This window comes from Pseudomonas sp. GM102, from assembly GCF_000282555.1.
Classification (GTDB): domain Bacteria; phylum Pseudomonadota; class Gammaproteobacteria; order Pseudomonadales; family Pseudomonadaceae; genus Aquipseudomonas.
This window is the reverse complement of record NZ_AKJB01000013.1, coordinates 19,374-34,071: the sequence shown is the minus strand read 5'-3', so window position 1 is coordinate 34,071 and position 14,698 is coordinate 19,374. Positions and strand designations below refer to the sequence as shown.

Annotated in this window: 14 protein-coding genes; 11 read left to right on the top strand and 3 right to left on the bottom strand. The window is 58.5% G+C overall.

Annotated features, from left to right (window positions below):
- Nucleotides 1-24: 24 nt before the first annotated feature.
- The 6 genes from PMI18_RS25545 (at nt 25) to PMI18_RS25570 (ending at nt 5,895) form a co-directional block, all read left to right on the top strand.
- Complete coding sequence (locus PMI18_RS25545) at nt 25-873, top strand: glycine betaine ABC transporter substrate-binding protein (RefSeq protein WP_007895929.1); 849 nt, start codon at nt 25-27, stop codon at nt 871-873.
- A gap of 79 nt (nt 874-952) precedes the next feature.
- Nucleotides 953-2,071 (top strand): quaternary amine ABC transporter ATP-binding protein, encoded by a 1,119-nt coding sequence (locus PMI18_RS25550; protein WP_007895924.1) that lies wholly within the window; start codon nt 953-955, stop codon nt 2,069-2,071.
- Nucleotides 2,068-2,916: an ABC transporter permease gene (locus PMI18_RS25555; protein ID WP_007895923.1), complete on the top strand. Its 849-nt coding sequence runs from the start codon at nt 2,068-2,070 to the stop codon at nt 2,914-2,916. Before PMI18_RS25550 ends, PMI18_RS25555 begins: the two co-directional genes overlap by 4 nt.
- Nucleotides 2,913-3,764 carry an ABC transporter permease gene (locus PMI18_RS25560; RefSeq protein ID WP_007895922.1) on the top strand — a complete coding sequence of 284 codons (852 nt, stop codon included), beginning with the start codon at nt 2,913-2,915 and terminating at the stop codon, nt 3,762-3,764. The genes PMI18_RS25555 and PMI18_RS25560 overlap by 4 nt, the downstream gene beginning before the upstream one ends.
- Before the next feature lie 12 nt (nt 3,765-3,776).
- Complete coding sequence (locus PMI18_RS25565) at nt 3,777-4,775, top strand: 4-hydroxyproline epimerase (RefSeq protein WP_007895918.1); 999 nt, start codon at nt 3,777-3,779, stop codon at nt 4,773-4,775.
- Nucleotides 4,776-4,881: 106 nt separating this feature from the next.
- Nucleotides 4,882-5,895 (top strand): GlxA family transcriptional regulator, encoded by a 1,014-nt coding sequence (locus tag PMI18_RS25570; RefSeq protein ID WP_177319009.1) that lies wholly within the window; start codon nt 4,882-4,884, stop codon nt 5,893-5,895.
- 109 nt (nt 5,896-6,004) lie between these two features.
- On the opposite strand, the gene PMI18_RS25575 is transcribed toward PMI18_RS25570, so the two are convergent.
- Both PMI18_RS25575 and PMI18_RS25580 read right to left on the bottom strand, forming a co-directional pair.
- The gene (locus tag PMI18_RS25575) at nt 6,005-6,385 is read right to left on the bottom strand and encodes a RidA family protein (protein WP_007895916.1); all 381 of its coding nucleotides are present in this window, start codon (nt 6,383-6,385) and stop codon (nt 6,005-6,007) included.
- A 91-nt stretch (nt 6,386-6,476) separates the two neighbouring features.
- Nucleotides 6,477-7,118 (bottom strand): FMN-dependent NADH-azoreductase, encoded by a 642-nt coding sequence (locus PMI18_RS25580; RefSeq protein WP_007895915.1) that lies wholly within the window; start codon nt 7,116-7,118, stop codon nt 6,477-6,479.
- A 94-nt stretch (nt 7,119-7,212) separates the two neighbouring features.
- On the opposite strand from PMI18_RS25580, the gene PMI18_RS25585 reads away from it, so the two are divergent.
- From PMI18_RS25585 to PMI18_RS31425, 5 genes are all read left to right on the top strand, one after another.
- Nucleotides 7,213-8,067, top strand: coding sequence for a LysR substrate-binding domain-containing protein (locus tag PMI18_RS25585; RefSeq protein WP_007895914.1), 855 nt, complete (start codon nt 7,213-7,215; stop codon nt 8,065-8,067).
- Between the two features lie 128 nt (nt 8,068-8,195).
- Nucleotides 8,196-9,416 carry a hypothetical protein gene (locus tag PMI18_RS25590; protein ID WP_007895913.1) on the top strand — a complete coding sequence of 407 codons (1,221 nt, stop codon included), beginning with the start codon at nt 8,196-8,198 and terminating at the stop codon, nt 9,414-9,416.
- Between the two features lie 37 nt (nt 9,417-9,453).
- A complete protein-coding gene (locus tag PMI18_RS25595; protein ID WP_007895912.1) occupies nt 9,454-10,083 on the top strand; it encodes a Vgb family protein in 630 nt (209 codons plus the stop codon).
- A 103-nt stretch (nt 10,084-10,186) separates the two neighbouring features.
- Nucleotides 10,187-10,879, top strand: coding sequence for a DUF2238 domain-containing protein (locus PMI18_RS25600; protein ID WP_007895909.1), 693 nt, complete (start codon nt 10,187-10,189; stop codon nt 10,877-10,879).
- Nucleotides 10,880-11,035: 156 nt separating this feature from the next.
- Complete coding sequence (locus PMI18_RS31425; RefSeq protein ID WP_007895907.1) at nt 11,036-14,236, top strand: glycogen debranching N-terminal domain-containing protein; 3,201 nt, start codon at nt 11,036-11,038, stop codon at nt 14,234-14,236.
- 33 nt (nt 14,237-14,269) lie between these two features.
- Here PMI18_RS31425 and PMI18_RS25605 read toward each other — a convergent pair whose 3' ends face one another.
- Nucleotides 14,270-14,533 carry a hypothetical protein gene (locus PMI18_RS25605; RefSeq protein ID WP_007895905.1) on the bottom strand — a complete coding sequence of 88 codons (264 nt, stop codon included), beginning with the start codon at nt 14,531-14,533 and terminating at the stop codon, nt 14,270-14,272.
- Nucleotides 14,534-14,698 lie beyond the last annotated feature (165 nt).

Below are 14,698 nucleotides of genomic sequence, written 5' to 3'. Positions count from 1 at the left end.
TGTAAACGTAGATCGGAGTTCGCCATGAAACAGATTTGGAAGGCAATCTGCGCTGTCGCTGTGGCTGGCATGATGTGTTTGCCCGTTCACGCAGAAGAAAAAACAATCACCATGGGCACACTTTCATGGGAAGACTTGACGCCCATTACCGGTATAACAAAGAAGGTGCTTGAGGACTCCGGTTATAGCGTAAAAGTCATAGAGTTTTCCGAATGGGGTATTGCTTACGCCGCATTAAGTAAAGGTGATATCCAAGTACTTGCTTCGCAAACCGACTATGCGGCGAACGATTATTGGAACAAGAACAAAAACCGTCTGGAAAAACTCTCCCCGGTTTCTTACGGGCTCTACCAGGGTATTGCAGTACCCAAGTATGTGGATATCGATTCTGTCGAGCAGTTGAATGACAACGCTGAAAAGTTTGGCGGCAAAATCATCGGTATCGAGCCGGGTTCGGGTTTGATGAGCGATGCGACCAATGCGGTCAACGCCTACGGCATCAAGCTGAAATTGCTGGAAGGCAGTACCGCGGCCATGACCGCGGCGTTGAAGTCGGCTGTCGATCGTAAAGAGTGGGTGGCTGTCACCGTTTGGGAACCTTCATGGATGGCGCAAAAGTTTGACCTGAAGTTCCTCAAGGATCCAAAAGGTATTTTCCCTCCACCACAAGGTTATTACTGGATTGGCCACAAAGATTTCTCAAAAGCTTACCCACGCGCGCGTGAAGTTATGGCAAGCGTATATGTACCGATTGCCGATATCACCGCGATAAACGGCGAGGTCAAGGATGGCAAAACCATGGAGCAGGCAATTAAAGGCTGGACAGATAACCATGCCGAGCTTTTGAAACGCTGGGAAAATATAAAGAAATAACGAACGTACTTTTCTCCGCCACTGCCGCCCTTTGATTTAATTAGAGAAACCAGCAAAAACTGGTTCGACGGGTTACGAAATGACAACGGCCAAAATAGACACTAATGAAGTGCTGATAGATTGCCAGTCAGTCTGGAAAATCTTCGGAAAAGCCGCCCCTGCAGCGATGAATGCTGTCGTCAAGGAGGGGCTAACCAAGACTCAGATCCTGCAAAACTACGGCTGTGTGGTCGGAGTCTCCGACGTCAGTCTCCAGCTTCGCCGAGGAGAAATCTTTTGCATCATGGGATTGTCGGGCAGTGGCAAATCTACTCTGATCAGGCTTCTGAACAAACTCATCACACCCAGCGCCGGTAAGGTTCTGGTCAAAGGCAAAGACCTTTCATCCCTGACGCCCGCACAGCTGCGGGAGGTGAGGGCGCGGCATATCGGCATGGTCTTTCAGAGCGTCGCCTTGCTGCCTAACCGCACGGTTCTGGAGAACACGGCGTTCGGCCTGGAAGTGCAGGGCGTGGGCAAGGCCGAGCGTTACAAAGTGGCCGAACAGGCGTTGGCCAAGGTGGGTTTGAGCGATTGGATGTCGCGCTACCCAAGCGAGTTGTCCGGTGGCATGCAACAACGGGTGGGGCTGGCGCGGGCGATCACGGCGGATCCTGAAGTGATCTTGATGGATGAGCCGTTCAGTGCGCTTGACCCCTTGATTCGTCGGCAGTTGCAGGATGAGTTCCGCCAGCTGACCAAGGAGCTTGGCAAGTCCGCGGTATTCATTACTCACGACCTGGACGAGGCGATCCGTATTGGTGACCGCATCGCGATTATGAAAGACGGCGCGATCATTCAGGTGGGCACTGCCGAGGACATCGTCCTTAACCCGGCTGACGACTACGTAGCGGAATTTGTCGCAGGTATTTCCAGATTGCATCTGGTCAAAGCTCAATCGGTCATGACGCCCGTCGAGCCTTACAAGGTTGCGAACCCTGGCTGCGACATCTCCAGGCTGGCCAAAACCTCGCCCGATGCGGATATCAACGAGCTTATCGGATTGACGATGAAGTCCGACCGCGATGCACTCGCTGTCGTCGATAACGGCGCAGTGGTAGGCGTCATTACGCTGCGTGATCTGCTTCGTGGCGTTCAAGGTATTCCGAATGAGTTCGCGGCCTCGTCAGCCGCCACTGTCCTGGAGGCGTCAACATGAGCACGCCTGACTTTTCCAACCAATTCGATTCGGCTGTCGACTCGAGCCTGGAATGGCTGATGGATAACGGCGAGTTTGTGTTCGACACCGCTAATACGATGCTGAAGGGCGTTTACGAAAGCGTTTTGTGGTGTATTGCCTATCCCCCTTATTACGTCATCGCGATTGTCCTGGCCTTGATCGGCTGGCGGGCGGTTGGCGTTCGATTCGCGATGCTCACAGGCTTGGCGTTGATATTCTGCGACGTCATGGGCTTGTGGCCGGAGACGGTCAGTACCCTTGCCTTGGTACTGACCGCCACCGTGTTGGCGCTGGTTGTTGCGATTCCATTGGGGGTGTTGGCCGGTCTTGCGCCGTCATTTGATCGACTCGTGGATCCGGTTCTGGATCTGATCCAGACCATGCCGCCTTACATCTATCTGTTGCCGGCAATTGCATTGCTCGGCTACGGCCCGGCAACCGCACTGTTGGCGACCTTTATCGTTGCCGTGCCCCCGGCCATGCGGCTGACCTCTCTGGGGATTCGCATGACTCCACAGGAGTTCATCGAGCTGGGGGATGCCAGCGGCGTCACCCGGTGGCAGATGTTTTTCAAGATCCGGTTACCGTTCGCCATGCCAAGCATCATGGCCGGTGTTAATCAAAGCCTGATGATGGCGTTCGGCATGGTCGTGATCGCCGGCATTGTGGGTTCTGGCGGGTTGGGCGAATCCATCTATGGGGCGGTACGCACACTGGATATCGCCAAGTCGATCAACGCGGCCATTGCCATCGTCATTTTGACCATGATTCTGGATCGGTTGGCGCAGAGTGCTGCACGGTCTCGGATGGGAGAAGCGCAATGACTACAATGGACATCCAATTTTCTCCAGGCGAGTTTCTGGCGCCCGCTGTTGACTGGCTGAACGCTAATTTACACGGGTTGTTCAAGGGCATTAGCCAAGTCATCGAGGCGATACTCGGCTTCGTTGAAACTGCACTGCTTGCTCCCCATCCTTATTTGTTCATTGGCCTTGTCGTTGTAGCGGCGTTCTTTTTCGCTAACAAGCGAGTCGCTGTTTTCGCTGCTTTGATGTTGGCTTTTTGTTTGTTCTCTGGCCTCTGGGTCGCTTCCATCCAGACGATTGCGCTCGTGTCCGTGGCGGTCTTGATATCGGTCTCCATCGCTTTTCCGCTGGGTGTCCTGGCGGCCCGTGTGAAGCGTGTAGATGAAGCCTTTCTGCCGATTCTTAACATCATGCAGACGGTGCCGCCTTGGGTTTACCTGATTCCCGCGGTAATTCTCTTTAACCTGGGGCGCGTGCCGGCAATCATCGCGACGATTGTGTACGGCATTCCACCGATGCTCAGGTTGACGACCCTTGCCTTCAAGCAGCTGCCTAAGGATCTGCTCGAGTTGGGCCAGGCGTCCGGTGCTTCGCCAAGGGATATTCTGTTCAAGATAGAACTTCCAACTGCCGCACCCACGCTGTTGGTCGGGCTGAACCAATGCATCCTTATGTCCCTGGCGATGGTGGTGTTGGCAGGTCTGGTGGGGGCGGGTGGTCTTGGGGCTGAAGTGACCCGTGGCCTCTCCAGGATGGAGATGGGATTAGGACTTCGAGCCGGCTTGGCGATTGTTGCTATTGCTCTGCTGCTGGATCGTCTGTCGCGCGGCGCATTGCAGCGTCATTCCCCAAGCAAACTTCTCTGAAAGGGTTTCAGCATGCGACGTAGCTTTTTCTGCATTGACTCCCATGCGTGCGGAAACCCGGTGCGGGTGGTGGCGGGTGGCGGGCCTTTGTTGCCGTCCGTTTCGATGGCCGAACGACGTGAGATTTTCGTTCGCGATCATGACTGGGTTCGAACCGCATTGATGTTCGAGCCCAGGGGCCACGACATCATGTCTGGCGTGATCATCTATCCGTCCACGCGCGATGATTGTGACTTTGGTGCCTTGTTCATTGAAGTCAGTGGCTGCCTGCCGATGTGTGGGGCGGGCACGATCGGGCTGTCGACCGTGGTCATTGAAGAAGGCCTGATTACGCCGCGGGAACCCGGCAAGCTGGCGATCGAAACGCCGGCCGGACGCGTGGATGTCGACTACACCATGAACGGCGAGTTCGTTGACTCTATTCGTCTGTTCAACGTCGCCAGTTATCTGCACAGCGCCGACGTGGTGGTGAACGTGCCCGGCGTCGGAGAGCTCATTGTGGACATTGCCTTTGGCGGCAATTTCTATGCGGTGGTCGAGCCGCAGGAGAACTGGGCTGGCTTACAAGGGCTGACCACGGCAGACATCGTTGACCTGAGCCAGAAACTGCGCTCGGCGCTGGCAGAAGTCTGTGATCCCGTGCACCCCGAGAACAGCAGGATCAGCGGCGTCCACCATGTCATCTGGTGTGACGACCAACACAGCACCGCAGCCGATGGACGTGGTGCGGTGTTCTACGGCGACAAGGCGATTGATCGGTCTCCGGGCGGCACCGGCACCTCGGCGCGCATGGCCCAACTGTTTGCCAAGGGACGGTTGCGCGTAGGCGATACGTTGCGCAATGAAAGCCTGATAGGGACGATCTTTGAAGGAAAGGTCGAAGCATCGGTAAAAGTCGGAACGTTTGACGGTATCAAGCCAAGTATCGGTGGCTGGGCGCAGATCACCGGCCACAACACCATTTTCGTCGATGATAAAGACCCGCTTCGTCACGGCTTTCAACTGGCCTGATCGGTCGCATAATGGTGCTAGGGCTTTTTGAGCTTCTGCAGGTAGCATGACGCTTTATAAGCGCACCAAATGACAGATTGGCTAACGTAACCGAGTGGGTCGAACATTGATCGAACGACGTCAATTCAGCGGAGGCATGAAGGGGAAAAACCTCCGCTATCTGAATGAAAACACTGGCGAGCCTGCTCGAATGACTCGGGCGGGCTTTTTGCTGCTCGAGCATTTCTCGCTGCCCGCGTTCACGCAAGCACTGGACACGATTGTCACCGCGAATCTGCTGCGCCCCGGGTTGTTCTCTTCCCGAACGTTCGGCTTGAATGAGGGGGAGGTCATCAGTGATCTGGGCCTGGTCATCCGGCCGGATGCACGTATCGATTCTTCAGCCATTCACAACCTGGACCTGCTGGTCATTTGCGGTGGCTACAGGACAGAACTGAAGGCGACTGATGAGTTCATCAGCCTGCTGCGAGCGGCGGCAGATCAGGGTGTCATTCTGGCCGGGTTGTGGAATGGTGCATGGTTCCTGGGCAGCGCAGGCTTGCTCGATGGATACCGTTGCGCCATTCACCCCGAACATCGTCCCGCACTCGCAGAGATCTCCAAGGCGACCCATGTCACCAGTGAGCCCTATGTCATTGATCGAGACCGGCTCACCGCGTCCAGTCCCTCTGGGGCATTTCATATGGCGTTGGACTGGATCAAGGAACTGCACGATAAAGCCCTGGTCGAGGGTATCGAGGACATTCTTGCTTTCGAGGAGTCTCGTTATCGGCGCATCAAACCGGCTGAAAATATCTGTGTGAGCGCGCCATTGCGAGAGGTGGTCAAGCTGATGGACGCCAACCTCGAAGAGCCTCTGGAGCTGGAGCAACTGGCAGTCTACGCGGGCCGTTCCCGGCGACAACTCGAACGCTTGTTCAAGGAGCAACTCGGGACAACGCCGCAGCGATATTACATGGAGCTGCGCATCACCGAAGCGCGTCGACTCCTTCAGCACACAGAGCTGTCCCAGGTAGACGTGCTGGTTGCCTGTGGCTTTGTGTCGCCCAGTCATTTCAGCAAGTGCTATAGCTCGTACTTCGGCTATAGGCCTTCCAAGGAAAAACGGCTGGTCAAATAGCCGCTTTTTGAATCCCGGTGAGGATCTCCCGACGGCGCAAAATCTGCCGTCGGGAATGGCCCGGTGGCGGCCGCTCGCTGGAGCCGGGCCACCGGATCAGTCCGCAGACTCAGCGCTTGGCCGCCATTGCGGTGACTTCCACGCGCATACCTTCGACCGCCAATGAGGCCACGCCAACGGCGGCGCGAACCGGCCAGGGCTTGGCGAAAAAGCGCTTGTAAACTTCGTTGAAAGCGGCGCGGTCGGCCATGTCAGTGAGGTAGATGGTCAGATGCAGAACCCGGTCCATGGAACTGCCGGCAAGTTCCAACGCTACCTTGAGCGCTTGCAAGGTGCATTCGCTCTGCTCGGTGATGCCACCCAGTTCCAGACTGCCGTCGGCGCGGGTAGGGATTTGAGTGGAGACCAACAGGCCACCGAAACCGGCGACGTCGGAGGAGATGGATTCCGGGTCTGGGTCGGGGAGAAAGGTGATGTCGCGATTTGCCATGTGGGATCTCTTGCTTGAGGTGGTAAAAGGCGGTTGTGTATGGGGCAGTTGTAGCAGCGTTCGCATTATGACTTAAGGTACCGCGGTCAGTTTATAGCATGAGACTATCTGCCAGCCTCATGGCCTGCTGAGTCGCGGCCTTGCGCGCACTCAGGTCAACGTCTTCCCCCAGGATGGTTTTCTCGACAATCACCGAGTGCACATCGCTCACGCCGATAAATTGCAGCCAGGCTTCCACGTAGGGCTTCTGAAAGTCGAAGCGCTCCGCTGGCGTGATCGACTGCGCCGAAAAATCCAGGCCGCGGGCGTACATCACCACGGCGGTTTTATTGTGCAGCATGCCTTCCAGACCGCGCTCCGGGTCGAAGCTGAATAAAATGTCTTTCTGCGACACCAGGTCGATGAAGTGTTTGAGCTTGTACGGGATGCTGAAATTCCACAGTGGCACGGACATTACCAGGACGTCTGCGCGGTGCAGGAACCCGGCCAGGTCTTTCAAGGTGTTCCAGGCGTCTTGCTGCGCCGGGCTCAAGGGCGTGCCATTGAGCCCGGCGTATTTGGCGTCCATTGCCAGCTCATCGAATTCCGGCAAAACCATATTCCAAAGATCGAGGGTGATGATCTCGGTGTCCGGGGTGTTTTCTTGATAGCGCGCAATGAAGCCGCGGGCGACTTCAAGGGAGGCCGAGCGCTGTTTGCGCGGGGAACATTCGATATGCAGAAGGGTGGTCATGGCGTGTCTCGGGCGGGGAAGTTGAATCATTGCAACATAGTTTTGTTTGGAATATAAATCGTGAATAAATAAGCCATTAATCACGAATGGAACTATGTTCGATATTCTGCTGTTAAAAACATTCGTCACCGTCGTCGATGAAGAGGGTTTCAGTCGCGCAGCCGAAAAGCTGCACCTGACCCAATCTGCGGTCAGCGGTCACTTGCGGCGACTTGAAGATCAAGTCGGAAAACCGCTGTTGACGCGTACGACCCGTTCCCAGCAATTGACGCCCGATGGCGAGCGCCTGATCGCCTATGCGCGGACGATCCTCGCGCTAAACCGTGATGCCTGGGCGCAACTGACGCGCACACCGTTTCACGGACGGGTGCGGATCGGGGTGTCGGAGGATTTTGTCGAGCCGCGATTGCTGCGGGCTTTTCAGGATTTCGCGGCGCAGTACCCGGGCATGGAAATCGACGTGCAGGTGGGCATTCCTGGCACGTTGCTGAACCTGATGAAGCAAGGCGATCTTGAGCTGGTCATCGGTTCTCTGTGCGAAACCAGCGAAGCGGGGTTGCTACTGTGGCAAGAACCGCTGGTGTGGGCCTGGTCGGCGCAGCCCGTCACCCAGTTACCGACACCGTTGCCGCTGGCGCTGTTTCCTGAGCCTTGTCCTTATCGTGAGATCGCGCTGAGGCGGCTGGCTCAGGCGGGGATCGCCCAACGTACGGCGATGTCATGCACCAGCACGTCCGGGCTGCGGGCGGCGGCGCTGGCTGGTTTCGCGGTGGCGCCCATGACGGTCAGTCAATTGGGGCAGGGGCTGGCAGCTCTGGGTGCGGAGCAAGGATTGCCGGATTTGCCGGATGCGCAGTTTCGATTGTTTGCCTCTGCTGAAGCGGATCAGGCGATTGTGGCGGCGCTCACTCAGCTCATTGTGGAGTATTGCTCCACGCGAAGGGCTTGATCGTCATTTTCGAGGCTGCGATCAGCCCGGTAGGAGCTCCCATAGCGGATCAGCGTGCGGCCGGGCGGTCGTGAGATAGACTGATCAGCGGGCATCGGACGGTGGGGGTGACAGGTGGCGCGCTTCAGATGGATTCGCTGATCACAGCGGCAGCGCGTGCGCTCGCGGCGGGTGATCCCCTCGGCGCACTGAACCGCATCGCCTTGCGCGACGATGCGCCTGCGCTCGCGCTTCGTGGCATCGCGATGGCGCAGCTGGGCGATCTGGTGCGCGCGAAGGCGCTGGTGCGCAGCGCCGCACGTGCTTTCGCGCCGAAAGAGGCGTTGGCTCGGGCGCGATGTGTCGTCGCCGAGGCCGAGATCGCGCTCGCCTCGCGGGACCTGAACTGGCCAACCAAGGCTCTCGACGCCGCGCGGGCGACGCTTCAGGCGCACGGCGACTGGGTCAACGCCGCCCATGCGCGGTACCTCGAAATCCGCCGCTTGCTGTTGATCGGGCACCTCGACGAGGCTGAGCACCGGCTCGCCGAACTCGATCCGACGCCGTTACCACCCGCATCGAGGGCGGCTTACGAGCTGGTCGTGGCAGGCATTGCGATGCGTCGCCTGCAAACAAAAACGGCACGCGCTGCACTCGAACGGGCCGGGCGTGCCGCACAACACGCCGCTATCCCCGCGTTGACGGCCGAGGTCGAAAGCGCCGCCCGCATCCTCGACACGCCGGCGGCGCGGTTGATTGTCGGTGGCCAGGAACAGCCGCTGCTGCTCGATGAGATTGAAGTGTTATTGGCATCCCCTAAGCTGGTCGTGGACGCCTGCCGGTATGTCGTGCGCGATGCAGGCTCGGCGGTTTCACTCGCCCGGCGGCCGGTGCTATTCGCGCTCGCCCGGGCGTTGGGCGAAGCGTGGCCTGCCGACGTGCCGAGGGAGACGCTGATTGCGCGAGCTTTTCGTATGAAAGTCGCGGATGACTCCCATCGCGCGCGGTTGCGCGTCGAGCTCGGGCGGCTGCGCGCGGCGCTGCACCTGATCGCCGATGTCGTCGCGACCCCGCGAGGGTTTGCGTTGGTGCCGCACGATGCGCGTGACGTCGTGGTGTTGGCGCGGCCTGTCGAAGAGCAACAGGCGACGCTGCTCGCCTTCCTCGCTGATGGCGAATCATGGTCGAGTTCGGCTCTGGCGTTAGCGCTTGGCGCCAGTCAGCGCACCGTGCAACGAGCCCTCGACACGCTGGCGGCTGGCGGCAAGGTGCAGTCGTTCGGTCACGGCCGCGCCCGTCGCTGGATGACCCCGCAGGTTCCAGGATTCGCGACGGTATTGTTACTCACAGGGTTGCTGCCCAATGACTAGCATCCACTTCACCAACCCAGTGAACGAGGAGCAAGACATGAAACATTCAACAGCCGAAATCATCCGCGAATACGGGCCTTTCCCAGGCGTCGACAGCGTACATGGCGTCACCCATGACGGCCGGCAGGTCTGGTTTGCCTCCGGCGACAAACTCAACGCCCTGGATCCTGCGAGCGGCAAAACGCTGCGCTCGATCGATGTCGCCGCCCATGCCGGTACAGCCTTCGACGGTCAGCACCTGTTTCAGATCGCCGAGGATCGCATCCAGAAAATCGACCCACAAACCGGCCGTGTGCTCTCCACCATCCCCGCGCCCGGCGGTGGTGGCGACTCGGGGCTCGCCTGGGCCGAAGGGACGCTTTGGGTGGGGGAGTATCGCGAGCGCAAGATTCATCAGGTCGATCCCCAGACCGGGGCAGTGCTGCGCACGCTCGAATCCAACCGCTTCGTTACCGGGGTAACCTGGGTCGAAGGCGATCTGTGGCACGGCACCTGGGAGGGTGACGAGAGTGAGCTGCGGCGAGTCGACCCGGCAACGGGCGAAGTGTTGGAGAGCGTCCAGATGCCGGCTGGCGTCGGGGTCTCGGGACTTGAGTTCGATGGTCACGACCGGTTTTTCTGTGGCGGCGGCAACAGCGGGAAGGTGAGGGCGGTGCGCCGGCCTTGATAAGCGTTGGGGGCGGGTATCGGGCCGCAATACCCGCCCAGAAAAAACGAACTTGCGAAGCGGCCGCGTCTCGAATTTAAAAGACTCGAGAAGAAGGCGCCCAATGAGCAAGTCGATCGGCGCAAAAGACCTGAGTACTCACCGCAGACCTCTGCCGGTCATGACGCCCAAGAAGCACCCGCGATACGACCTGGCGCTGTTGATTGCCTTTCTTCTTATCGTCGCAGCGCTGGGGATTTCACCCCATAGCCGAGTGGATTGGGTCCTGGAAAACCTACTGGCCCTGCTGCTGGTGATGGTCCTGGTGGGCGTTTACCGACGGTTCCGCCTGTCTGCCGTTTCCATCAGCCTGGTGTTCGTATTTCTCTGTATTCATGAGCTGGGGTCGCATTACACCTATGCGCTGGTGCCCTACGACCGCTGGTGCTCAGCCTTGACCGGGGTCAGCCTGAACAAAACCCTTGGGTTTGAACGCAATCATTACGATCGGCTGGTCCATCTGACGTATGGACTCTTGCTGGTGTATCCGATTCGGGAAGTGCTGGTGCGAATCACGCCGCTGCGGGGTTTCTGGGTTGGTTTTGTCGCGCTGAACATTGTGCTGTCGACCTCGGCTGTCTATGAAATCGTGGAATGGATAGGTGGGCAGTTCCTGGGAAAAGACACGGCGAAGGCATTTGTCGCTGCACAAAATGACCCATGGGACTCTCAAGCCGACATGGCGTTGGCCGTGGTAGGTGCGTTCTTTACGTTATTGGTTGTCTGGTTCCGGCGACGGTTGTTTCGGGTAAGTTAAGCCATTCAGCTGCTACAGGATCAGGTCGTATAACCGGATGGAACTGTTGTCACAGGCGCACCGTCAATCGAGGATAAGGCCGCCAGACCTCGGCGAATAGAAACGCCGAGACGCTGGAGGCCTTAATTCTTCGACCCCATGACGGAGGGCCTCTCCATGAGGATCGCTCAGATCGCGCCGCTCACCGAACGTTGTCCGCCCCGTTTGTACGGTGGCACTGAGCGGATTGTGTCTTACCTGACCGAAGAGCTGGTGCGCCAGGGCCACGATGTCACGCTCTTCGCCAGCGGCGATTCGCAAACCTCGGCACGTCTGGAGTCAGGCGCGCATCAGGCCCTGCGGTTCGATCCACACGTCAAGGACGGAGCGCCTCATCACATTCTGATGCTCGATCAAGTGCTGCGTCAGGCGGATCAATTTGACGTGATGCACTTTCATGTCGATATCTACCATTTTCCCCTGATTCGACATTTGGCCGGGCGCAGCGTGACTACGCTTCACGGGCGTCTGGATATTGGCGATTACCAATCCTTTTACCCTCACTTTCCCGAAGTGCCGCTGGTCTCGGTGTCCAAGGCGCAGCGCAGTCCGGTGAAGGGCGACGTCAATTGGGTGGGCAATGTCTATCACGGTATTCCGATCGATCTGCTGGCCTTCAACCCTGAACCGAGCGGCGATTATCTGGTGTTTCTGGGGCGCATTTCTCCCGAAAAACGCCCGGACCGCGCCATCGAGATTGCCTCGAAGGCCGGCCTCCCATTGAAAATCGCCGCCAAGGTCGACAAGGCCGATCAGGTGTATTGGGAAGAAGTCATCGCACCGATGATCGCCACCCGTGCGGGTGTCGAATTTCTCGGCGAGATCGATGAATCGCAAAAGGCAGATTTGCTGGGCAATGCCCGCGCCTTGATCTTTCCCATCGACTGGCCCGAGCCGTTCGGCCTGGTCATGATCGAAGCCATGGCGTGCGGCACGCCGGTGATTGCGTTTGGTCAAGGCTCGGTGCCGGAAGTGATCGACGAGGGGGTATCCGGTTACATCGTCGATGGTGTCGCAGGAGCGGTAGCGGCGGTGCAGCGGTTGGGAGAGCTGGATCGGCGCAAGGTGAGGGCCAGGTTCGAGGAACGGTTCACGGTCGAGCGCATGACCAATCACTATCTGGAGTTGTACCGCCATCTGACGGCGGGCAACACCTATGGTCATCCCTCCACACCCTTTGATATTCCGGCCACCGCGTCGCTGCAAGAGCTGCGCTTGCGCAACCTGAAAAACAACGACACCTTCGCGGTGTTCGATCCCAATGGCGATGTGCTGTTTGCCGACGACAGCCCGCAAGGGATTTTCCATACCGATACCCGCCACCTTTCCGGGCTCTACCTGACGCTTAACGGCGCGCGGCCGCTGTTGCTCAGTTCGACGCTGCGTGACGATAACGCGATGCTCACGTGCGACCTGACCAACCCGGATCTGTTCGACACCCATGGTGAAAAAATCCTGCACCACGATTTGATCCATTTGCGCCGCTCACGGTTCTTGTGGAAGGGCTCCTGCTATGAACGCCTGACGCTGCGCAATTTCGATGATTCGCCCCAGCATCTGCAATTGAGAATTCAGTTCGCAGCCGACTTCAAAGACCTGTTCGAAGTTCGCGGCGCCCGGCGTCCGCAACGCGGGGAGGGGCACCGGGCAGAGATTACCGAGGAAGAGGTGGTGCTTTCCTATACCGGCCTGGACCACAAACGGCGCATGACCCGCCTGCGTTTTGCCCCGGTGCCGGCCAGCCTGACCTGCGATTCGGCGTTGTTCGAGGTTCGGCTGGCCCCTGGGGAAAGCCAGTCACTGTTCATGGACATCAATTGCGGTGTACAAAACCCGCCGTTTACGGTGCGCCACGGGTTCTTTATTTCATTGCGCGATTCCCGGCGCGAGTTACGCACATTCTCTTCGCGGGCGGCCTCTGTGGTGAGCTCCCACGATGTGTTCAACGAGGCGGTCAGCCGCAGCGTTTCCGACCTGTACATGCTCATGACCAAGACCCGCGAGGGGCTCTATCCCTATGCCGGTATTCCTTGGTTCAGCACCGTTTTCGGACGAGATGCGCTGATCACGGCATGGGAGATGCTGTGGTTTGATCCTGGTATTGCCAAAGGCGTGCTCGGGCATCTGGCCGCCAACCAGGCAACCATCGTTGACCCCCATGCCGATTCCGAGCCCGGTAAAATCCTGCACGAGATAAGGCTGGGGGAAATGGCCGAATTGGGCGAGGTGCCGTTCCGGCGTTACTACGGCAGCATCGATTCCACGCCGCTGTTCGTCATGCTGGCCGCCGCGTACCTGGAACGCACCAATGACCTGGGCACACTGCGTCAGCTCTGGCCTAATATCGAAGCGGCGCTGAGCTGGATCGAGGAGTACGGTGATCGGGATGGCGACGGTTTTGTCGAGTATGGCCGACAGTCCGCCGAGGGGCTGATCAACCAGGGCTGGAAAGACAGCCACGATTCGGTTTTCCATGCCAATGGGCAACTGGCCGTGGGCCCGATTGCGATTGTCGAAGTTCAGGCCTACGTGTATGGCGCCTGGACTGGTGCCGCTAAAATCGCTCGTCGGCTGGGTGATCCGGACCGGGCTCAACGCCTTAAATACAAGGCTCAACGCTTGCGCGAAGAATTCGATAACCGCTTCTTCGACGAAGAACTGGGCACTTATGTATTGGCCTTGGACGGCAACAAGAAACCCTGTCGAATCCGTACCTCCAATGCAGGTCATGCCCTGTTCGCCGGCATCGCTTATCCGGAACGCGCGCCATCGGTCGTCAGCGCGTTGATGGACCGCTCATCCTTTTCCGGCTGGGGCGTGCGCACTGTCGCATCCTCCCAGGCACGCTATAACCCGATGAGTTATCACAACGGCTCCGTCTGGCCCCACGACAATGCGCTGATCGCCGCCGGCTTCGCCCGCTACGGTTACCGTCGGGACGCGGCGCGGATTTTCGAAGGGCTGTTCGCCGCGTCGACCTACATCGATCTGCGGCGCCTGCCTGAACTGTTTTGCGGCTTTGCCCGGCAACGTACCCAAGGGCCAACCTTCTATCCCGTCGCCTGCATGCCCCAGGCCTGGGCCGCTGCGGCGCCGTTGTCGATGATTCAGTCGTGCCTGGGGCTGAGCTTCAGGCCGAGGAAGCTCAATATCCTGTTCGACGAACCGGTACTCCCGGCATTTCTGGACACCATCGCCTTGCGGCGTTTGGCAGTGGGTGCTGAATGTGTGGACTTGATGCTCCGGCGCTCGGGGGAAAACGTCATGATCGAGGTTCTCAATCGCCAGGGCCCGGTGCGGATTTTGAGTACCAGTTAGCAAGACCGGCTTAGCAAGATCGGCGCCAGTGTGTCAGAAGGTGAATGCTTGTGCCGACGAACGCTGAGCCATTTCAGTCTCCAGCAGATGCTCAACCAGCACATCGTTCAAAAAGCGGAACTGATCGTTGAGCCCGACCACTTCGTTACTGAAGTGGTTGGCCGCTGCCGGCATCAGCAAGGCCTCGAAGTGCTCGTCGAACACCAGCGCGACTGCTTTGCGAGACACGACCTGCTGCGAATAATAGTTGCTGCCCAATACCGGGAAGCTCACGGCGAGGCTGACGGAATGAATCATGATTTCGGCTCCTCGGTTTGACCGATATCCAGCACGAAGCGGGAAAACAAGGTCAGGGTGACGGCCGTCAGGGCCAGGCAGGTCAGGAGATGGATCAACATGATTTGGCCCTCCGGTGCGGGGTTTGAATAGGGATGGGATTGATCCTGCACCTGATGGTTTTTT